The following is a 20850-nucleotide window of genomic DNA, read 5'->3' as shown; positions in this document are numbered from 1 at the left end:
GAACAGCCGGGTTCGGCGTGGATTCAGAGGAAACTCAGAGGCGCGCCGACGGTGGGAGAACGCCGATCACGCGCGATGCTGGTCGAATCATGGAGAACCCCAGCACACCTTCCCCGCTGCGCCGGCCCGACGGGCAACCGGTGCGGATCCTGGTCGTGGACGACGAGCCGGACCTGACCGAGGTCCTGTCGGGCGCACTGCGCTACGAGGGTTGCGACGTGCGCGCCGCGGCGGACGGCGCCGACGCGCTGGCGGCGGCGCGGGCTTTTCGCCCGGACGCGATCGTCCTGGACTGGATGTTGCCGGACACCGACGGCCTGACGCTCCTGCGCGCCCTGCGCGCCGAACTGGACCGGGTGTGCGTGCTCTTCCTGACCGCGCGCGACGCGGTGGAGGACCGCATCGCCGGGATCACCGCAGGCGGTGACGACTACGTCACCAAACCCTTCAGCCTCGAAGAGGTGCTGGCCCGGCTGCGAGGATTGTTGCGGCGCGCCGGGATGGCCCGCGAAGCCGGTGGCGATCGACTGGTGGTCGGCGATCTGGTGCTCGATCAGGATGCGCGCGAGGTGACCCGCGCGGGCTCGGTGATCGAACTCTCCCGCACCGAGTTCGAACTGCTGCGCTATCTGATGCGCAATCCCCGGCGGGTGTTGTCCAAGGCACAGATCCTCGACCGGGTGTGGTCCTACGACTTCGGCGGCCAGGCGCACGTGGTCGAGCTGTACATCAGCTACCTGCGCAAGAAGGTGGACGCCGGACGCACCCCGCTGATCCACACCGTGCGCGGAGTCGGCTACGTGCTCAAGCCGGCGGAGCACCCGTGAGGATGCGCGCTCCGAGATGGCCGCGCACCTTGCGCAGCAGACTCACCGCCGCCCTGGTGCTCCTGCTCGCGGTCGCCTGTCTGGCCGTGGGAGTGGCCACCGTGGTCGCGCTGGAGGGATTTCTCAAGGATCGGCTGGATCGACAACTGCACGACGCGGGAGGCAGGTTCGCGGCCGGCCTGGAGCGCTCGACCCGGCCCGGCGCTGACGGGCGGCTCGACACGCGCGGCCAGGCCGAGGGCACCCTGGGCGCTCGGCTGCTCGACGGACAGACCACCGTGGCGGCGGTGGTCAGCCGGGACGGACAACACGAACCCGCCCTCACGGCAGGCGACCGGCGAGCCCTGGCCGGGGTGCCGGTCGACGGTCGGGCGCACGACGTGCGGATCGGCGGGCTCGGCCGATACCGGGTCGTCGCCATGTCCGGTCAGGACGGCGACGTACTGATCACCGGTTTGCCGCTGCACGAGATCGAGGAGACGGTGCACCGCCTGGAGGCCATCGAGGTGCTGGTCTTCGGGGCGGCGCTGGTGATCACCGGGGTGATCGCCGCGTTCTGGGTGCGGGTGTCGTTGCGCCCGTTGCGCGAGGTCGTGGGCACCGCGACCCGAGTGGCCGAACTGCCGCTGGCGGGTGGGGAGGTGGCGATGCCGGCGCCCATCGCCGACACGGATCCGCGTACCGAGGTCGGCCGGGTCGGCGTCGCGCTCAACCGCATGCTGGGACACGTCGGCGACGCGCTGGCCCGCCGGCAGGCCAGTGAGCAACGCCTGCGGCACTTCGCCGCGGACGCCAGCCACGAACTGCGCACCCCGGTGGCGAGCGTGCGCGGACATGCCGAACTCGCGCTGCGCCACCCCGGAGCGGTACCACCGGAGGTCCGCCACTCCCTGGAACGCATCCAGGCCGAATCGCAGCGCATGAGCGCACTCGTGGACGACCTGCTGCTGCTGGCCCGACTGGACGCCGGCCGCCCGCTCGTGCACGAAACGGTGGACCTCACCCGCCTGGTGCTGGATGCCACGAGCGATGCCCGCGCGGCCGGGCCCGAGCATCACTGGGTCCTGGAGCTGCCCGAGGAACCGGTGACGGTGACCGGCGACGGGCACCGCCTCCAGCAGGTGATCGCCAACCTGCTGGCCAATGCCCGGGTCCACACCCCGCCGGGCACCGAGGTGACGGTGCGCCTCGCTGCCGCTACCACGCACGTCGAGTTGAGCGTGTCCGACGACGGCCCGGGCGTGCCGATCGCGGCCAGAGCGCACATCTTCGACCGCTTCACCCGCGCCGACCCCGGTCGTTCACGTGCCACCGGCGCCACCGGACTGGGACTGGCCATCGTCAAGGCGGTCGTCGTCGCACACGGCGGAACCGTCGAATTGACCGACCGGCAAGGACGCACGGAGTTCCTGGTGTGCCTTCCACACGATCGGTAGGTGCTCGGCGAAGCAGCGCCCCGGTAACGTGGATCGGTCGCGGGCCCCGCGCTGCGGTAGCGTGCCGATTGCCCGGGAGCGGGCGTATGTGCTCGTCGGCGAGGGGGAGGGGTCCTTGTGGCGCAGACGGGAGGGGATCGTCCCGAGGATGTGCGGCGCGCGATCGAGGCCGCCCGTCAGGCGATGGCTACGGCCCGTCTGAGGGCGATGCGGCAGCCGAGCGAGTCGGCCGAACAGCGACTGGTCCGGGAACTCGAAGGGGTCACGGCGGCGTTGGAGAACCTGATCCGAGCCGTCGAGCCTCTCGTCGGGTTGGGGGAATCGACCGACGCCTGAACCGGATATCGAAAGGGCGGGGTGGAGCGGGTTCGGCCCATCAATGCCTCCTGGGGGCGGCGCTCGGCGGGCCGGGTAACAGCCCGGGAGTCGAGGCCGCGTTGCCCGTCTGGTGTGAGGGTCCCGGGGTAGACGAGCGCCCTGGGGTTGGGGTGCTCGGAGAGGCGGGACGACATGGGGCGGACGATGGACGGTAGGGATCGCCGGCGGGGACTCGTCTCGGCTTCGGCCGTGTTCGGCGAAGACGAAAGCGTCTCTCTGGCCCGCGCCCTGACTCGTGGTTTCCTTCGCGACGTGCAGAGTGAGCACGGACTGCCGGTGTCCGAGCGCGTGTGGGAGACGGTGCAACTCGTGGTCAGCGAACTGGTGACCAATGTCCGACGGCACGCTCCCGGCCCGTGCCTGTTGACACTGGAGGTTCGCGACGGTGCCATCGAGGTGACTGTGTGGGACGCAGACCCGACGCCGCCGCCGATGCTCCCGCCCGACCCGGATCGAGTCGGCCGGCACGGTCTGGAGATCGTGATGGCGCTTTGTCGAAGCTTCGCGGTGCACCGTGAGCCCGGGGGCAAGCGGATCTTCGCATCCGTCGTGCTGGCCGACGATCCGGGCGGCCACGTCGCCGGCCGCCTGGCCTGACCACTCACCGAGCCCCGCGCTCGAAGCCGTCGACCGACCCCGACCATCGACACGAACGGCTTCGTCTTCGAATGCCTCCAAGCTTCGATGGCATCGGCGTTGGCAAGCACCGAGTCGGTCTCGACGACCTGATCGGCCGGCTGTGCCCTGACGCTGACCCGCCGCGCCGGCGACCATGGAGCGGTCATCGGGACGCCTCGTGTCGGTCGGCCCTTTCGGTCGGGCCACTCGGCCCTATGGCGGTCGCCCGGGCGGCGTGACGCTGGGGGTGGAAAGCGTTACCGCTCACCTTCGGAAAGGCGGACGCCATGAAAGCCCTGACCTACCACGGCGCCGGACATCACCGCTGGGAGGACGTGCCCACGCCGACCGTGCGCGACCCGCAGGACGCGGTGATCCGCGTGGACGCCGTCACCATCTGCGGCACCGACCTGCACATCCTCGAGGGCGACGTGCCCGAGGTCGAGCCGGGCCGGATCCTCGGCCACGAGGCCGTCGGCACGATCACCGAAGCGGGCCCCGGAGTTCGGGACTTCACCGCGGGCGACCGAGTCCTCGTCTCGTGCATCTCCTCGTGCGGGCGCTGTCGCAACTGTCGTACCGGCGCCTACGGACAGTGCTCGGGCGGAGGCGGTTGGGTGCTGGGCCACCTGATCGACGGCACCCAGGCCGAATACGTACGGGTGCCCTTCGCGGACACGTCCCTGTATCGGATCCCGGACGTCGTCGGCGACGAGCAGGCACTGATGCTCGCGGACATCCTGCCCACCTCCTACGAGGTCGGCGTGCGCAACGGGCGGGTGGCCCCCGGCGACACCGTGGTCATCGTCGGGGCCGGCCCCATCGGCCTGGCCGCCATCACCACCGCCCGCCTGTTCACCCCCTCCCGCATCGTCGCCGTCGATCCCTCGGCCGCGCGTCGCGACGCCGCGAAGGCGTTCGGCGCCGACCTCGTGCTCGACCTCCCCGACGCCACCCCCGAGACCCTGCGCCCGCTCACCGCGGACGGGCAGGCCGCGCACGTGGCCATCGAGGCCGTCGGTGCGCCCGAGTCCTTCGAACTGTGCACCCGACTGGTCCGCGCCGGCGGACACGTCGCCAACGTCGGCGTGCACGGCAAACCGGCCACCCTGCACCTCGAAGACCTGTGGATCCGCAACCTCACCCTCACCACCGGCCTCGTCGACACCACCAGTACCCCGCTGCTCCTGGATCTGCTCGCCGAGGGCCGACTCGGCACGGAAGGGATGATCACCCACCGGTTTGGCCTCGACGAGATGTCCACCGCCTACGACACCTTCGCCCGCGCGGCGGAGACCGGCGCACTCAAGGTCGCCCTCTTCCGCGGCTGAACCGGCCCGCTCCAATCCGCGTTCCACGAGATCCGAGGAGGATCCCGCGATGACCGTTCGTGTGGGAATCAACGGCTTCGGCCGGATCGGCCGCAACTACCTGCGCGCCGTCCTGGACCGCGCCGACGGCACCACGCCCGTCGAGGTGGTGGCGATCAACGACATCGCCCCCGCCGCCACACTCGCGCACCTGCTCAAATACGACTCCACCTACGGCACCCTCGCCCGCGCGGTCGAGACCGATGGCGACACGATCGTCGTCGACGGCGTCCCGATCGCCGTCACCGCCCACCGAGACCCGGCCGCCCTGGCCTGGGACGCGGCCGGCGTAGACATCGTGATCGAATCCACCGGCCGCTTCCGCACCCGCGACGACGCGGCGACCCACCTCAAGTCCGGCGCCGCCAAGGTCCTGCTCTCCGCTCCCGGCCGCGGCGTCGACGCCACCATCGTGATGGGCGTCAACGAGGGCGACTACGACCCGGGCACCGACCACGTCGTCTCGGCCGCGTCGTGCACCACGAACTGCGTCGTCCCGATGGTCAAGGTCCTGCACGACGCCTTCCGCATCGAACGCGGCCTGATGACCACCATTCACGGCTACACCAACGACCAGTCCCTGCTCGACGCGCCGCACAAGGATCTGCGCCGGGCGCGTTCGGCCGCGCTGAGCATGATCCCCACCAGCACCGGCGCGGCCCGCTCCGTCGGCCTCGTGCTCCCCGAGCTGGACGGCGCCCTGGACGGGATTTCGGTCCGGGTGCCCGTCGAGGACGGCTCACTCACCGACCTCACCCTGATCCTGCGCGACGAAACCGACGCCGCAGGCGTCAACGCCGCCTTCGAGGCCGCGGCCCAGGGCCCGTTGCGCGGCATCCTGCGGGTATCGCGCGTGCCGATCGTCTCCCGGGACGTGATCGGCGACCCGCACTCGTGCGTCATCGACGCCGAACTCACCCAGGTCAACGGCAACTTGGTCAAGGTCTTCGGCTGGTACGACAACGAATGGGGCTACACCAACCGCCTGCTCGACCTGACCGAATACGTCGCCCACCGGCTCTGACCACTCACACGACCGCGCAGGAAGGCCGGCCATGACCACCGCGTACGTGTACGACTTCGCCGAAGGCTCCCGGGAACAGGCCGCGTTGCTCGGCGGCAAGGGCGCCAACCTCGCCGAGATGACCCGTCTGGGACTGCCGGTGCCGCCGGGCTTCACGATCGGCACCGACGCCTGCCGGGCCTTCCTGCGCACCGGCCGCGTGCCCGAGGGCCTGGAGGAGGAGATCACCGCCCACCTCGTACGCCTGGAGCAGATCATGGGGCGGCGACTGGGCGACGCCGACGACCCGCTCCTGGTGTCGGTGCGCTCCGGCGCGCGCTTCTCCATGCCCGGGATGATGGACACCATCTTGGACGTCGGCCTCAACGACGCCTCGGTGCTCGGCCTCGCCAAGAGCACCGGCCGCGAGCGGTTCGCCTGGGACTCCTACCGGCGCCTGGTCCAGATGTACGGCGCCACCGTGCTCGGCATCGACGCCGCCCGCTTCGAGGCCGTGTTGACCCGGCGCCGCCGGCAACTCGGCGCCGCCGACGACCTGGGCCTCGACGCACATCAACTGGCCGAGACGGTAAGGGAATTCCAGGGGATCATCCACGACGCGACCGGCGAGGAGTTCCCGCAGGATCCGCGCGAGCAACTGCGCCGCTCGGTGGTGGCCGTGTTCGAGTCCTGGAACGGCGAACGTGCCGCGGTCTATCGCCGCCGCGAGCATATCCCGGACGACCTCGGCACGGCCGTGAACATCCAGGCCATGGTCTTCGGCAACCTGGGCCCCGACTCCGGTTCGGGAGTCGCCTTCACCCGCGACCCGGGCACCGGCCGACCCGGCGTCTACGGCGACTACCTGCCCGACGCCCAGGGCGAGGACGTCGTCTCCGGCGTGCGCGACGCCCTCGCGCTCGACGAACTGGAGCGCCTGGACCCGAACTCCTACCACCGACTGCGCGCACATCTGGCCCTCCTGGAAGCCCACTACCGCGACCTGTGCGACGTCGAGTTCACCATCGAGCGCGGCAGGCTGTGGGTGTTGCAGACCAGGGTCGGCAAACGCACTCCCGAGGCCGCGTTCCGGATCGCCTGCGCACTCGTGGACGAGGACGCGATCACCTGGCCCGAGGCCCTGTCGCGGATCCACGCCGGGCAGCTCGACCACCTCACCTTCCCTCGCTTCGACGCCGACCCCGACACCCCGGCCCTCGCGCACGGCGTACCGGCCTCGCCCGGAGCCGCGGTCGGCGCCGTCGTCTTCGACGTCGCCGAGGCGGTCCGCAGAGCGGAGGCCGATGAGCACGTGGTGCTCGTTCGCCACGAGACCAGCCCCGACGATCTGCCCGGCATGATCGCCGCCGAGGCCGTACTCACCGGCCGAGGCGGCAAGACCAGCCACGCGGCGGTGGTCGCGCGCGGCATGGGCAAGGTGTGCGTGTGCGGCGCCGCCGAGCTCGACATCGACCCGGAGCGGCGCCGATTCACCACCGCCGACGGCACCGTGGTCGAAGAGGGCACGGTCGTCTCCGTCGACGGCACCGCCGGCACCGTGCACCCCGGGGCGCTGCCGCTGGTCGCCTCCCCGGTCACCCGCTACCTGGAGACCGGCACCCGATCGCCCGGCCTGGTCGAAGCCGTCGCCCGCTGCCTGGAACAGGCCGACGGGATACGCCGGATGGACGTCCTGGCCAACGCGGACACCCCGGAGGACGCGGCCCGCGCACGCCGCTACGGAGCGCGCGGCATCGGCCTGTGCCGCACCGAGCACATGTTCCTGGGCGAGCGTCGGCGACTGGTCGAGGACATGATCCTGGCCCGCACCGATACCGAACGAAACGCCGCGCTGGACGCCCTCCTCCCGCTCCAACGCGAGGACTTCATCGGCATCCTCACCGCCATGGACGCATTGCCGGTCACCATCCGGCTGATCGATCCGCCCCTGCACGAATTCCTGCCCGACCACACCGAGTCGGCCGTGCGCATCGCCCGCGCACACGCTCTCGGACAACAACCCGAGCCACGCGATCTGCGGCTGCACGAGGCCGGCGAACTGCTCCACGAACAGAACCCGATGCTGGGCCTGCGCGGCGTACGCCTCGCCCTCGCCGTACCGGGCCTGATCGCAACCCAGGTCTGGGCGATCGGCGAGGCCGTCGCCGCCCGGGTGCGCGCCGGCGGCGATCCGCGAGCGGAAATCATGATTCCGCTCGTGGCCACCGAGACGGAACTGCGCATCGTCCGCACCGAGGTCGAACGTGTGCTCGCCGAGGTCCGCGAACGCACCGGCGTCGACGTGCGCTGCCCGATCGGCACCATGATCGAACTGCCCAGGGCCGCGCTGACCGCGGACGAGATCGCCCGCTCGGCGGACTTCTTCTCTTTCGGCACCAACGACCTGACCCAGACCACCTGGGGCCTGTCCCGCGACGACGCCGAGGCGTCCTTCCTCGCCGCCTACCTCGAACGCGGCATCCTGCCCGTCTCCCCGTTCGAGACCATCGACCGCGACGGCGTCGGCCGCCTGGTGCGCACCGGCGTCGACCGGGGCCGCACCACAGACCCGAACCTGCGCATCGGCGTCTGCGGGGAACACGGCGGCGACCCCGACTCGATCCACTTCTTCGACGAGTGCGGCATCGACTACGTCTCCTGCTCGCCGTACCGCCTCCCGGGCGCCCGCCTGGAAGCCGCCCGAGCCACCGTCGCCGCCCGCCGCACCGACCACACCGAATCCAGCCCCGACTGAGCAGCGCCCCGGGCCGTTCGAGTCGCCGCAACGGCCCGTCGCGAAGGAGAACCCGATGGACAACGAGACGGCGGGCACCCGCCTCCCCGACATGGTCGACATACCCCGCAACATCCGACGTCGGCGCGAGCAGCTCGGTCTGACCCGGGCGGACGTCTGTGCCCGGGCCGGACTGCCGATGAAGTGGCTTGTGGAACTCGAGGTCGGGGACGCCCCCTTGTCCCGCGCCGCCCTCGGCGGCCTGGCGGTGGCGCTGGAAACCAGCGTCACCGCCCTCGTGTCCGGTCTGTCCGACGCGCCCGAGGCCGACACCCCCGACGCCCCCAGGCTGCTCGTGATGAGTGAAACGGAGTGCCGCGCCCGCCTCGCCGGTCACGAGGTAGGTCGGCTCGCCGGCGGCCTGGACCAGGCCCCTTGGGTGCTTCCCGTCAACTACGTGATCGACGGGGAGGACATCGTCTTCACTACCCGACCGGACTCCCCGCTTGCCCACGTTCGGGGAGCGGCGGCCTTCGAGGTGGACGACGTGGACCGGTACGCCCGACTGGGCTGGAGCGTTCTGGTAATCGGTGTGGTCGAACCCGTCACCGACCCGATCGAGATCGCCCGACTCGCCGAGGCCGGCGGCGGCACCTGGCCCGCCCGCCGCAGCGAACTGTGGTTCCGCATCTGCCCCGGCCGCGTAACCGGCCGCCGGGTGCGGCCGAGCCAGGCGCAGCGGTGAACCGCGCCACCGGAAGCGAAACCACGGGGCGAGAACCGGTCTAAAAAGACCGCGTCGTCTCGGCGAAACCGTGCGAACGGCCGACTGCCCGAGCCTGAGGATCAGGCTCGGGCAGTCGGGTGAGGTGCGGGATCAGGCATCCGGTGCCGGGACGAACAGCACCGGGGTCGTGCTGTGGCGCAGGCAGTACAGGCCGGTGGGGCCGGGGATCGTGGGGCATTCGATGCCGCTGGTGCCCAGTACCAGCAGGCGGGCGTCCCGTGCGCGGGCGACCAGGACCTCGCCGGCCGCGCCGTGCAGTGGGGTGGCCACGATGCGCTCCGGTGGGATCGGAACCCGCACCAGGTTCGCCAGCGCGTGCTCCAGCCGCTCGCGGGCCACCGACAGCGGGGCGTCCGGGCGGTCCAGGGTCGGGCGTTCCGGGTCGGCGTCCGTCCAGGCCGCCACCACGTCGAGGACCACGCCGAGTTCGGCGGCCTCGCGCGCGGCCCAGCGCAGGGCGACGGCGGATCCGTACGAGCCGTCCAGGCCCACCACGATTCTGCCGTCCGGGCGGTTCTTCGCGGCGTCGTCGGCAGGTATGACGCCCTGTCGAGGGGCCACGCCCGTCGTTTCCCGGTCGAATCGGGTGCCGAGCGATTCCATGTCGAGTTCCTTCGGGTCGTCGTGATGGTCGTGGGTTGTGAGGAAGGGCCCAACTGGGTTCGTCGAGCCGATCAGCCGTGGCGCGACGGCGGAAGCACGGGTTCCAAGCGGAAGAGCACCGGGCCGCGATCCCGGGGACCGTGTGGCGACGTGCGTCCGGCGAGTGCCGTGACGAGGTCGCGGGCGGTCACCAGACCGACCAGGGCCTCGTTGTCGTCGGTGACCGCGACCGCGTCCACCGCGTGCTCGTGCATCACCTCGGCCACCTCGGCCAGTCGAGCGGAGCTCGACACCTGCGGCTGGGCGCCGCCGGACAGCAGGTCGCCCACGTAGCGCTCGGCGAGCGAGATCGCCGGAAGCGCACACGCCACCGCCAGGTCGCCGCGCTCCAGCAGCCCCACACAACGGCCCTCCTCGTCCACGACGGGCAGGTGGTGGAACCCGGTGCGCTGGATCAACTCCCAGGCCCTCAAAAGGGATTCGTCGCCCGCGACGGTGAGCAACGCCGTGCTCATCACCTCGGTCACGCCCCGCTCTCGTACCGACCCCTCGACGGGGAGGGTGGTCGTGGTGTCCGGGGCGGGTCCGCTGCTCGTCCTCATCGCGCTCCCTCCTGTGGCTCCGGGCCCCGCGATTGCGCGGTTCGCCCTGTCTCCACCATCCAGTCTTCGCAACCTCCGGGACAGGGCCGGTGGGGAGGGTGGACCGGGCCGAAGGTCCCGGTCCGGCGGTACCGGGTAGCCCTGTGTCCGCCGGTGGCGCGCGCGCACGCTGAAAGTGAGGAGTCGATCGGAGATCGCCGTGCCGGCTCCGCCGCCCGAGATGTCGTTCATCGACGATTGGACAAGCCATGAGCACCGGAATCCAACTCCTCCACCTCGGGGTTCTCGTCGGTTACGACGGCTCTCCCGGCGGAGAACGCGCGCTGCTCTGGGGTGCCCGCGCCGCCGCCGACGCCGAGATGCCGCTCTACCTGGCCATGGCCGTCCCGGACGCCGCCCTCGGGGGGCACGCTCGTGCGAAAGAGGTCCATGAGGGTGCCCGTGCCCTCCTAGAGCAGGCGGCGGACCGCAGCCGGGCGGCGTACCCTCACCTGACCGTCGAGACGTCGCTGGTCGAGGACCCGGCGGCGGACGTGATTCTGGAGGCGAGCCGGCGGGCCGAGCTGATCGTGGTCGGCACCCGCGGCCACGGCGGCTTCGCGGGCCTGCTGCTCGGGTCGGTGTCACTGCGGGTGTGCGCGCACACGACCTGCCCCGTGGTCGTCGTACCCGAAGCGGCCGACGAGGTGGACACGCCGAGCGTCGTCGTGGGCGTCGCCGACCACAGCGACACACCGGCCGTGGAGTTCGCCGTGGAGCGGGCCCGTCACATCGGCGGCAGGGTGGTCCCCGTCCACGTATGGACGCTGACGATGGCCGGCTACTTCCCCGGCGTGGTCGCCCCGCTGCTCGGTGACCCGCTGGACCTGGCGACATCCCACGACCACCTTCTGACGGAAATCCTCGAACCGATCCGGGCTAAGGCACCCGATGTCACGATCGAGGCCATCGTCGCAACCGGTGCGCCCGCGTACGCCCTGATCGGTGTCTCCGCACACGCGGACCTGCTGGTCGTCGCCGCCCACCGGGCACACGGCCCCTTCCCGATGCGCCTCGGCCCCACCACCCACGCGGTACTCCACCACGCCACCTGTCCGGTGGCCGTCGTGCCGATACCGACCGCCGCGCCATGAACGCCGCGAGGCCGCGAAGGCACGGAACGTCCGCACGAGTGCGGCGACGGTTTCGCGCACTCCTCGGCCGCGAGCCGATGTATCGGCGATGCGACGTCACTCACCTGCGGGCGATGCTCGCGCTGACGATCCTGGCCCTGCTCGTGGTGCCGTTGGTCGTCCTGACGGTCGTTTACGTGCAAGCCGACTCCGGCGAGGCAGCGCGCACTGGGCAACTGGCGCACAAGCAACCGATCTCCGCCGTGCTGTTGAGCAAGCCACCCACCGTGGCCCGGGCCGGTGCCGAGACGGTGACCGCGAGCGTGCAATGGGTCGCGGCCGACGGCACGGCCCGAACCGGCGAGGCTCAGGTGCCTCGCGTCGGATCGGCGGGCGACACGACCCGAATCTGGCTCGACGCCGAAGGCCGGCCCACCGCACCCCCGCCAACCCACGGCGCGATCGTCGTCGACGCGATCACCGCCGGTCTGCTCGCGCTCGCCGCGTCGCTCCTGATCACCGCCGCGGCGTTCGGCTCGGGGCAAGTGCTGATCTCCCGCCGGCGCACCCGCGAGTGGGAGTGGGAGTGGGCGGCGGTCGAGCCGAAGTGGACCGGCCGAATCGAACACTGAGCGCCAGAGGGGCACGTGGGCGCGCGATCCGGTGGAGGGCGCGCGTACCCTGAAGATGTTCGGCACTCACGTGCCGGTGCGCGCGGAAGTGGTGAAGTCCCCGGCCTGTGCGCACACGCGGACGCCGACGAGATCCTGGCCTGGTTGCGTGACGCGCCGGCCCCGAACGCGACCCATCTCGTGCACGGAGAGCCCGAAGGCGCGCGGGTACTGCGAGATCGGCTGGCCGCGGAACGGGGTCGGACGGAGGTCCTACCCCGCCCGGGAGAACGGGTATTGATCCGATGAGCAGATCCAGGCGCCCTCCGCGGCAAGATCCCTGGACCCTGGCGTTCCAAGGCTTCGATGCCCGAGACGAGGGTCGGCGGGAGGCCCTGTGCGCGGTCGGCAACGGCTATCTGGTGACGCGAGGGGCAGCCCCCGAGTCGCGTGCCGACGAGATCCACTACCCCGGTACCTACCTCGCCGGCCGCTACGACCGCGTGGTTTCCACGATCGACGGCCGCCAAGTGGAGAACGAGGACCTGATCAACTGCCCGAACTGGCTGCCGCTCACGTTTCGGGCAGGTGGCGCGACCGGGTGGTTCGGCGAGGATCCCACCACACGGATCATGTCCCAACGCCTGGAACTCGACCTGCGTCGAGGGGTGTTGACGCGGGACGCCTTGGTCGTCGACGCCGCCGGCCAACGCACGCGGCTGCGCCAGCGGCGGATCGCCAGTCTCGCCGACCCGCACATCGCGGCTCTGGAGACGGTGCTGATCCCGGAGAACTGGTCCGGCCCACTGCACATCCGCGCAGAACTGGACGGCACCGTCACCAACACCGGAGTTGCCCGCTACCGGAGTCTGGTCGGCCGTCATCTCACCCCGGCCGGTCAGGGGAGCGGGCAGGAATCCCTGTGGTTGTGCGTGCAAGCCGTCGGTTCTCCGCTTCGAATCGCCATGGCCGCGCGCACTCGCGTTCACCGCGACAGCGCGACGATCGAAGCCGAGCCCGTCCTCGAGTCCCCTCCGGGCCGACCGGCACAGGTCTTCACGATCGAAGCCGTCGCGCGACAGTCGGTGACCGTGGAGAAGACGGTGTCTGTGTACACCTCCCGCGACCCGGCCGTCGGTGATCCACGGACCGCCGCCCTTCGTATGGTCTCGCGCGCGGGCGCCTTCGACATCCTGCTGCACGACCACGCGACGCGCTGGGCCCAGCTCTGGCGCCGATTCCGCACCGAGGCGGAGTTCACCGACCGAGCCGGCGAGAGCAACACCCTTCACCTGCACCTGTTCCACACCGCACAGACCTACTCCGAACACACCGTCGACCTGGACGCCGGGATGCCCGCCCGCGGCTGGCACGGCGAGGGATATCGCGGACACGTCTTCTGGGACGAACTGTTCGTGCTGCAAACGCTCAACCTGCGTACACCGCAGATCAGCCGCGCGGTATTGGAGTATCGGTACCGACGTCTGGACGCCGCCAGACAGGCTGCCACGGACACCGGTCTGCGAGGGGCGATGTACCCCTGGCAGAGCGCCACCGACGGCACCGAACAGGCTCCGGGTACCCACCTCAACCCGATGTCGGGGCGGTGGCTGCCCGACCGCACACACCTACAACGTCACGTCGGCCTGGCGGTCGCGTACAACACCTGGCAGTACTACCAGGCCACCGGCGACGCCGACTTCCTGAACACGGCCGGCGCAGAGATGCTGCTGGAGATCGCTCGTTTCTGGGCCGACATCGCGCGCTACGACCCCATCTTGGAGCGATATCGGATCCGGGGCGTCATGGGCCCCGACGAGTACCACGACGCGTACCCGGGGGCCGACCGCCCCGGCATCGACGACAACACATATACGAACGTGCTCGCCTCGTGGGTGCTGGCCCGAGCGCTCGACGCACTCGACGCACTGCCCGGGTATCGGCGGGACGAGTTGACCGAGCGACTCGACCTGCGCTCCGGCGAGTTCGACCGATGGCGCACGGTCGGCCGTCGCCTGCATGTCCCCTTCCACGACGGCGTGCCCAGTCAGTTCGCCGGATACGAGCGCCTGGCCGAACTGGACTGGCGGCACTACCGGCGGCGATACCCCGGCAACCGGCGCCTCGACCGTATTCTCGAGGCCGAGGGGGACAGCGTCAACCGCTACAAGGCGTCCAAGCAGGCCGACGTCCTGATGCTCTACTACCTTTTCCCGACTCGGGAGATTCGCGGGCTGCTGCGTCGGCTCGGCTACCGGGCCGGCCACGAGATGACCCAGCGCACGGTCGACTACTACCGGGCGCGCACCGTACACGGGTCGACTCTCAGCTCCGTGGTGCACGCCTGGGTGTCGGCGCGCACCGATCGCCGTCGATCGTGGCACTTCTTCCGCGACGCGTTGGGCGGCGACGTTCACGATGTGCAGGGAGGTACCACCGCCGAAGGCATCCACCTCGGCGCAATGGCCGGGACGGTGGATCTGTTGCAACGCTGCTACATCGGGCTGGATACGCGCGGGGACGTGCTGTGGCTCGATCCCTGCCTCCCCGCCCGGCTGAGCCGACTGGAGGTCGAGCTGCGCTACCGAGGCCACTGGGGTGTGGTCGTCGAGATCGGTCGACGAGAGGTCACGGTACGGCTGCGCCCGGGGCAGGGCGACTCGGTCCCGATCGGGTTCCGTGGCTCGGTGATCGAGATCCCGCCCGGTGGCAGTCGCACCTTCACCCTCTGAAACAGGACCGCCCCGTGCGCCTTCAGTCGCCGGATGTATCCGACCCGCCACGGCCACGAGCCTTGCCCTTGCGCAGGGTGTGCGCCCCCGCGGTCAGGACCGCCAGGCGCTCCCGGTACTCCTCGGTGTCGATCTCGCCACGGGCATAGCGCTGAGCCAACACCTCGGTCGCCGAGGAGCCCGTCGGCTCCGGGGTTCCGCGGCCGTGCGAGGTATTGCGTACCAAGAGCCACACCACCGCGACGATCACCGCGATCAGGAGCAGCATCATCACCGACCCCCATACCCAGTTCCAGCCGTCGTCCTCGTACATGTGGCCCACGTGTCGCGCGGGCGCCGTCACCAGGGCCGAAGCCAATGTCATCGTCCTCACCTTCCTCGGACGCCGAACCCGACTTCCACCTTCATGGTGCGTCGGAAGCTCGACGAGCACCGGAGTCGTTCGGCCCACCCGACCGGGCCGACCGACCCTTCCGCGCGATATCGCCGGAACCGACCGTGGGGATGAGCGGGCTTCCGCTCCCACTCGGGACGACGCGGCTACCCGTGCAGCCGGTGGACCCTTCGACCGACGGAGGGCGATGTGAACTACGCGAGGAAGCAGACGACGCCGCCGGTTCGGCACCGGACCCTGTCGGCCCGGATTCCCGGTGTCCGTGAGGTGATGAGCACGCCGGTCGCCCGGGTCGCTCTCACTGACACCCCACGCAGGGCCCGCGACTTGATGCTCACGCTCGGACTGCACCACCTGGCCGTCGGGGTGTGTCCGGTCGCCGGGGTTGTTCACGACGCGGAGACGGGGAGCGTTCCGTAGTAGGCGTCGCGCATGAGGGTGATCATGTCGTCGAGCATCGCCATGCGCGGGTTCGCCGGGGCGCACTGGTCCTCGTAGGCGTTGAGTGCTTGGCGGGGCAGCGCGTCCAGGAACTCCCTCTCGTCGACGCCCAGGGCCTGGAACGACGGCTCGACGCCGACACGATCCCGGAGTCGTTCGACTGCGGCGGCGAGCGATCGCACTCCCTCCGCCGGCGTCGCGGCGGGGAGGCCGAGTGTCCGTGCGATGTCGGCGAAGCGTTCGGGTGCGCGGTAGTGCTCGTATTTGGGCCACCCGGCGAGTTTGCCGGGTGGGCTGCCGTTGTAGCGGATCACGTGTGGCAACAGGACGGCGTTGGTGCGGCCGTGGGCCACGTGGAAGGTGGCGCCCAGGGTGTGGGACAGGGCGTGGACGATGCCGAGGAAGGCGTTGCCGAAGGCCATGCCGGCGATGGTGCCGGCGTTGTGCATCTTCTCGCGTGCCTCGGGGTTGGCCTGACGGTCGTTGACGGCGCGTTCGAGGTTGTCGAACACGAGCCGGATGGCGTGCAGGGCGAGGCCGTCGGTGAAGTCGTTGGCGTAGACCGAGACGTACGCCTCGATCGCGTGGGTGAGGGTGTCCATGCCGCTGTCGGCGGCCAGGGCGGGCGGCAGTTCCGCGGCCAGCAGCGGGTCCACGATGGCCACGCTCGGGGTGAGGGCGTAGTCGGCCAGCGGATACTTCTTGCCGGTCGCGGAGTCGGTGATCACGGCGAACGGGGTGACCTCGGCGCCGGTCCCGGACGTGGTCGGTACGCATACCAGCCGGGCCTTCTCACCCAGGACGGGGAAGCGGAAGGCGCGCTTGCGGATGTCGAGGAACTTCTGCCGCATGTCGGCGAATTCGACGTCGGGCTGTTCGTACAGCAGCCACATGACCTTGGCCGCGTCCATGGGTGAACCGCCGCCGAGGGCGAGGATGGTGTCCGGACGGAAGGCCCGCATGAGATCGGCCCCGCGCCGCACCGAGTCGATACTGGGTTCGGGCAACACGTCGTCGATGATCTGTATCGTCACCGGCAGCTCCCGCGAGTGCAGTACGTGCCGAACGCGGTCGACGTAGCCCAGGCGGGTCATGGTCGCGTCGGTGACGATGGTCACCCGGTGTACGTGCGGCATGTCGGCCAGATAGCGGATCGCGTGCGGTTCGAAATAGATCTTGGGTGGGATCTTGAACCACTGCATGTTGTTGCGGCGGGTGCTGACGCGCTTGATGTTCAACAGGTTGACGGCCGAGACGTTGTTGGAGGTCGAGGTACCGCCCCAGGTGCCGCAACCCAGCGTCAGCGAGGGCAGCAGGCCCGTGTAGATGCCGCCGATCGCGCCTTGGGAGGAAGGTGCGTTGACGATGATGCGGGCGGTCTTCATGTGCCGCCCGTAGTCCTCGGCCACGGCGCAGTCCTCGGTGTGGACGACGGCGCTGTGTCCCATGCCGTGGAAGGCCACCATGTCGGCGGCGAGGGCGAAGCCGTGTTCGCGCGAGTCGGCGCGCAGGACGGCCAGGACGGGGCACAACTTCTCACGGGTCAGCGGCTCTTGCGGACCTACCCGGTCGGCGCGGGCGAGGATCACGGTGGTGTCGGCGGCCACCGTGAATCCCGCCTGGGCGGCGATCCACGATGGGCTTTGTCCCACCGCCGCGGGATTGACCCGGGGTTCGCAACCGGGGCTCGTGTCCGAACCGAAGAGGTAGGCCTCCAGCCTGCACTTCTCGTCGTCGGTGGCCAAGTGGGCGCCCAGGGTCGCGAATTCGGTCAGCGCCGCGTCGTGGATGTCGGTGTGCAGGATGACGGCTTGTTCGGAGGCGCAGATCATGCCGTTGTCGAACGCCTTGGACAGCACGACATCGTTGACCGCGCGGCGCAGGTCCACGTCGCGGTCGATGTAGGCGGGCACGTTGCCGGCGCCCACGCCCAGGGCGGGTTTGCCCGCGGAGTAGGCGGCCTTGACCATGCCCTCGCCGCCGGTCGCCAGGATCAGCGCGACTCCGGGGTGGCGCATCAGGGCGGTGGTCGCCGCGATCGAGGGGTTTTCGATCCATTGCACGCAATGCTCGGGTGCGCCGGCGGCGACGGCCGCGTCGCGCACGATCCGGGCGGCCGACGCGCTGCATTGTTGGGCGGACGGGTGGAAGGCGAAGACGACCGGGTTGCGGCTCTTGAGGGCGATGAGCGCCTTGAAGATGACGGTGGCCGTGGGGTTGGTGACCGGGGTGACGGCGCACACGACGCCGACCGGTTCGGCGACCTCGACCATGCCGGTGATCTCGTCCCGAGCGACGATGCCGACCGTCTTGAGGCTGCGCATGCTGTCGGTGGTGTATTCGCAGGCGAACATGTTCTTCGCCGCCTTGTCCTCGAAGATGCCCCGGCCGGTCTCGTCCACGGCCTCGCGGGCGAGCCGGGTGTGCTGGTCCAGCGCGGCGACGGACGCCTTCTTGACGATGTGGTCGATCTGCTCCTGGGTGAACCCTTCGTAGGCGGCCAACGACTTGGCGGCGTCGGAGACCAGGGCGTCCACCGCGGCGTCGATGTCGGATGGGCCCGGGTCCGCGGCGGGGGCGGGTAAGGCAGTGGCGGCGCGGCTGCTCATGGCGGGATTTCTCCTTGGTCCGAGTCGGAGGCGGTTCATGAAGGCGCGCCGAAGTTCCAGGCGCGGCCCGATCGGGGCGATGTGGGTCCTTCGCGGGCCCGGTTCGGCTCAGTGCCGTGGCTCGCGGATGTTCGTCGGCCAGGTCCAGTCGCGTACCTCGGGCATGTCCTCGCCGTGTTCGAGGATCCAGGCGCGGTGTCGGGTGCGGGCGTCGACCATGCTCTGGCGTACCGTCGCGGCGCGGGTGCCCAGGCCGGGGACGCGGTCGATGACGTCGATCACCCGCTGATAGCGGTCCATGTCGTTGAGGACGACCATGTCGAACGGGGTCGTCGTGGTGCCGTACTCCTTGTAGCCACGCACGTGCAGGTGGGCGTGGTTGTGCCGGCGGTAGGCCAGCCGGTGGATCAGCCACGGGTAGCCGTGGTAGGCGAAGATCACCGGGACATCCGTGCCGAACAACGCGTCGTACTCACGATCGGGCATGCCGTGGGGATGCTCCGTCTCGGGAACCAGCCGCATCAGGTCGACCACGTTGACCACGCGCACGCGCAGGTCCGGGAGCAGGCGGCGGATCAGGTCGACGGCGGCGAGGGTTTCCAGGGTGGGTACGTCGCCGGCGCAGGCCAGGACGACCTGGGGGTCGCCGTCGTCGTTGGAGGCCCATTCCCAGATCCCGGCGCCGCGCGTGCAGTGCAGGATTGCCTCGTCCATGGTGAGCCAGTCGGGGGTCGGGGTCTTGCCGGCGACGATGACGTTGACCAGGCCGCGGCTGCGGAGGGTGTGGTCGCCCACCGACAGAAGGGTGTTGGTGTCCGGGGGCAGGTAGACGCGGACGACCTCGGGGCGCTTGTTGATGACGTTGTCGACGAAGCCGGGGTCCTGGTGGGAGAAGCCGTTCTGGTCCTGGCGCCAGACGTGGGAGGTGAGCAGGTAGTTGAGCGAGGCGATGGGTGGGCGCCAGTCGATCTCGCGGCAGGCGTGCAGCCACTTGGCGTGTTGGTTGAACATCGAGGACACGATGTGGGTGAACGCCTCGTAGCAGGAGAACACGCCGTGCCGCCCGGTGAGGAGGTAGCCCTCCAGCATGCCCTGGCAGGTGTGTTCGGACAGGATCTCCACCACGCGCCCGTCCGGGGCCAGGTGGGTGTCGAGGTCGGTGATCGGCTCCTGCCAGGCCTTGGCGGTGGCGCGGTAGACGGCGCCGAGGCGGTTGGACTCGGTCTCGTCCGGGCCGAACAGGCGGAAATCGCGGCGGGTTGCCGTCCGGGCGAAGACCTCGCGCAGGAACTCGCCCAGCGCGCGGGTGGGTTCGGAGGAGGACGCGCCGGGTTCGGAGACCTTGACCGCGAAGTCGTGCAGGTCCGGCAGCGGCAACTCGCGTACCAGAGTGCCGCCGTTGGTCTCGGGCACCGCGCCGAGTCGGGTGTCGCCGGCGGGGACGTTGGCGAGCACGATCGGGGCGGGGTGCCCGTCGGCGTCGAAGAGTTCGTCCGGTCGGTAGGACCGCATCCACGCGTCGAGCAGGGCCAGGTGCTCCGGGTTCTCGCGTACGCCCGCCAACGGGACCTGGTGCGAGCGCCAGGTGCCCTCGACGGGCGTGTCGTCCACGATGTGCGGGCCGGTCCAGCCCTTGGGGGTGCGCAGCACGAGCATCGGCCATCGGGGGCGGGTGTGCGCGGTCGCCTTCAGGTGCGTGATCTCGTCGAGGGCCTCCTCCAGTGCGGCGGCGAACTCGGCGTGTACGCGGGCGGGTTCGTCGCCCTCGACGTGGATGGGGCGCCAGCCGTACCCGGTGAGCAGCGCGTCGAGTTCGGCGCGGGGCATGCGGGCGAGCAGGGTCGGGTTGGCGATCTTCCAGCCGTTGAGGTGCAGGATCGGCAGGACCGCGCCGTCGGTGCGGGGGCTGAGGAACTTGTTCCCGTGCCACGACGCGGCCAGCGGCCCGGTCTCGGCCTCGCCGTCGCCGATCACGCACGCGACGACCAGGTCGGGGTTGTCGAAGGCGGCGCCGAACGCGTGCGAGAGGCTGTACCCGAGTTCGCCGCCCTCGTGGATCGAGCCGGGCACGCCCGGCGCGATGTGGCTGGGCACGCCGCCGGGCTGGGAGAACTGCCGGAACAGGGTGGCCATGCCGGCCGCGTCCCGGGGGACGTTCGGGTGGCGCTCGCTGTAGGTGCCGTCCAGCCACGACGCGGCGAGCGCGGACGGGCCGCCGTGTCCGGGGCCGGTCACGTGGATGGCGTGGGTGCCGCGTTCACGGATCACCCGGTTCAGGTGCGCGTAGATCAGGTTCAGACCGGGCGAGGTGCCCCAGTGCCCGAGGAGGCGCGGCTTGATGTGCCCGGGCCGCAACGGCTCGGCGAGCAGCGGATTCTCGCGCAGATAGATCTGCCCCACGGCGAGATAGTTCGCCGCCCGCCACCACGCATCGACCATCGTCAGATCCGGCGCCTCGGGAATCGCCATCGTCATCGGTCTTCCTCTCGTCCGTCGCCGGAACTCTGCTCATGCCCACGCTCGTGCTCGACCACATGCGGGGTGAAGGGCCGAACGGCCCTACGGGACAGGCCAAACGGGTCGATGCCGCCCG

17 protein-coding genes are annotated in these 20850 nt (G+C 70.5%); 12 read left to right on the top strand and 5 right to left on the bottom strand.

All coding sequences use genetic code 11. The features are described from left to right. The first annotated feature begins 89 nt into the window (after positions 1–89). From ACMXN5_RS48430 to ACMXN5_RS48395, 8 genes are all read left to right on the top strand, one after another. The gene (locus ACMXN5_RS48430; RefSeq protein ID WP_439681270.1) at positions 90–827 is read left to right on the top strand and encodes a response regulator transcription factor; all 738 of its coding nucleotides are present in this window, start codon (positions 90–92) and stop codon (positions 825–827) included. A gap of 2 nt (positions 828–829) precedes the next feature. After that, positions 830–2263 carry a sensor histidine kinase gene (locus ACMXN5_RS48425; RefSeq protein WP_439681269.1) on the top strand — a complete coding sequence of 478 codons (1434 nt, stop codon included), beginning with the start codon at positions 830–832 and terminating at the stop codon, positions 2261–2263. Positions 2264–2446: 183 nt separating this feature from the next. After that, on the top strand, positions 2447–2599 hold the full coding sequence (locus ACMXN5_RS48420; protein ID WP_439681268.1) for a hypothetical protein: 153 nt from the start codon (positions 2447–2449) through the stop codon (positions 2597–2599). A gap of 231 nt (positions 2600–2830) precedes the next feature. After that, positions 2831–3238, top strand: a complete 408-nt coding sequence (locus ACMXN5_RS48415) for an ATP-binding protein (RefSeq protein ID WP_439681267.1) — start codon at positions 2831–2833, stop codon at positions 3236–3238. Positions 3239–3546: 308 nt separating this feature from the next. After that, complete coding sequence (locus ACMXN5_RS48410) at positions 3547–4590, top strand: alcohol dehydrogenase catalytic domain-containing protein (RefSeq protein WP_439681266.1); 1044 nt, start codon at positions 3547–3549, stop codon at positions 4588–4590. Positions 4591–4639: 49 nt separating this feature from the next. Continuing rightward, complete coding sequence (gap, locus tag ACMXN5_RS48405; RefSeq protein ID WP_439681265.1) at positions 4640–5653, top strand: type I glyceraldehyde-3-phosphate dehydrogenase; 1014 nt, start codon at positions 4640–4642, stop codon at positions 5651–5653. A 31-nt stretch (positions 5654–5684) separates the two neighbouring features. After that, positions 5685–8387 carry a pyruvate, phosphate dikinase gene (ppdK, locus tag ACMXN5_RS48400; RefSeq protein ID WP_439681264.1) on the top strand — a complete coding sequence of 901 codons (2703 nt, stop codon included), beginning with the start codon at positions 5685–5687 and terminating at the stop codon, positions 8385–8387. Positions 8388–8442: 55 nt separating this feature from the next. Then, positions 8443–9111 (top strand): helix-turn-helix domain-containing protein, encoded by a 669-nt coding sequence (locus tag ACMXN5_RS48395; RefSeq protein ID WP_439681263.1) that lies wholly within the window; start codon positions 8443–8445, stop codon positions 9109–9111. Positions 9112–9243: 132 nt separating this feature from the next. On the opposite strand, the gene ACMXN5_RS48390 is transcribed toward ACMXN5_RS48395, so the two are convergent. After that, a complete protein-coding gene (locus ACMXN5_RS48390; protein WP_439681262.1) occupies positions 9244–9756 on the bottom strand; it encodes a universal stress protein in 513 nt (170 codons plus the stop codon). Positions 9757–9827: 71 nt separating this feature from the next. Beyond that, positions 9828–10358 carry a CBS domain-containing protein gene (locus ACMXN5_RS48385; protein ID WP_439681261.1) on the bottom strand — a complete coding sequence of 177 codons (531 nt, stop codon included), beginning with the start codon at positions 10356–10358 and terminating at the stop codon, positions 9828–9830. 248 nt (positions 10359–10606) lie between these two features. Here ACMXN5_RS48385 and ACMXN5_RS48380 point away from each other — a divergent pair, with 248 nt between their 5' ends. Genes ACMXN5_RS48380 through ACMXN5_RS48365 form a run of 4 tightly spaced genes read left to right on the top strand, consistent with a single transcriptional unit; the run spans position 10607 to position 14813 of the window. Continuing rightward, complete coding sequence (locus tag ACMXN5_RS48380; RefSeq protein ID WP_439681260.1) at positions 10607–11491, top strand: universal stress protein; 885 nt, start codon at positions 10607–10609, stop codon at positions 11489–11491. Next, complete coding sequence (locus ACMXN5_RS48375; RefSeq protein ID WP_439681259.1) at positions 11488–12102, top strand: Rv1733c family protein; 615 nt, start codon at positions 11488–11490, stop codon at positions 12100–12102. Before ACMXN5_RS48380 ends, ACMXN5_RS48375 begins: the two co-directional genes overlap by 4 nt. A 15-nt stretch (positions 12103–12117) precedes the next feature. Then, on the top strand, positions 12118–12390 hold the full coding sequence (locus ACMXN5_RS48370) for an MBL fold metallo-hydrolase RNA specificity domain-containing protein (protein ID WP_439681258.1): 273 nt from the start codon (positions 12118–12120) through the stop codon (positions 12388–12390). After that, positions 12387–14813 carry a glycoside hydrolase family 65 protein gene (locus ACMXN5_RS48365; RefSeq protein ID WP_439681257.1) on the top strand — a complete coding sequence of 809 codons (2427 nt, stop codon included), beginning with the start codon at positions 12387–12389 and terminating at the stop codon, positions 14811–14813. Before ACMXN5_RS48370 ends, ACMXN5_RS48365 begins: the two co-directional genes overlap by 4 nt. Before the next feature lie 22 nt (positions 14814–14835). Here the strand turns inward: ACMXN5_RS48365 and ACMXN5_RS48360 are convergent, their stop codons facing one another. From ACMXN5_RS48360 to ACMXN5_RS48350, 3 genes are all read right to left on the bottom strand, one after another. After that, complete coding sequence (locus ACMXN5_RS48360) at positions 14836–15177, bottom strand: SHOCT domain-containing protein (protein ID WP_439681256.1); 342 nt, start codon at positions 15175–15177, stop codon at positions 14836–14838. A gap of 419 nt (positions 15178–15596) precedes the next feature. Beyond that, on the bottom strand, positions 15597–18257 hold the full coding sequence (gene adhE / locus ACMXN5_RS48355; protein ID WP_439681255.1) for a bifunctional acetaldehyde-CoA/alcohol dehydrogenase: 2661 nt from the start codon (positions 18255–18257) through the stop codon (positions 15597–15599). A 108-nt stretch (positions 18258–18365) separates the two neighbouring features. Then, positions 18366–20732 carry a phosphoketolase family protein gene (locus tag ACMXN5_RS48350; RefSeq protein WP_439681254.1) on the bottom strand — a complete coding sequence of 789 codons (2367 nt, stop codon included), beginning with the start codon at positions 20730–20732 and terminating at the stop codon, positions 18366–18368. Between the last annotated feature and the right edge of the window lie 118 nt (positions 20733–20850).

The organism is Embleya australiensis (assembly GCF_051903075.1).
Taxonomy (GTDB): Bacteria; Actinomycetota; Actinomycetes; order Streptomycetales; family Streptomycetaceae; genus Embleya.
This window is presented reverse-complemented; position numbering and strand designations above follow the sequence as displayed.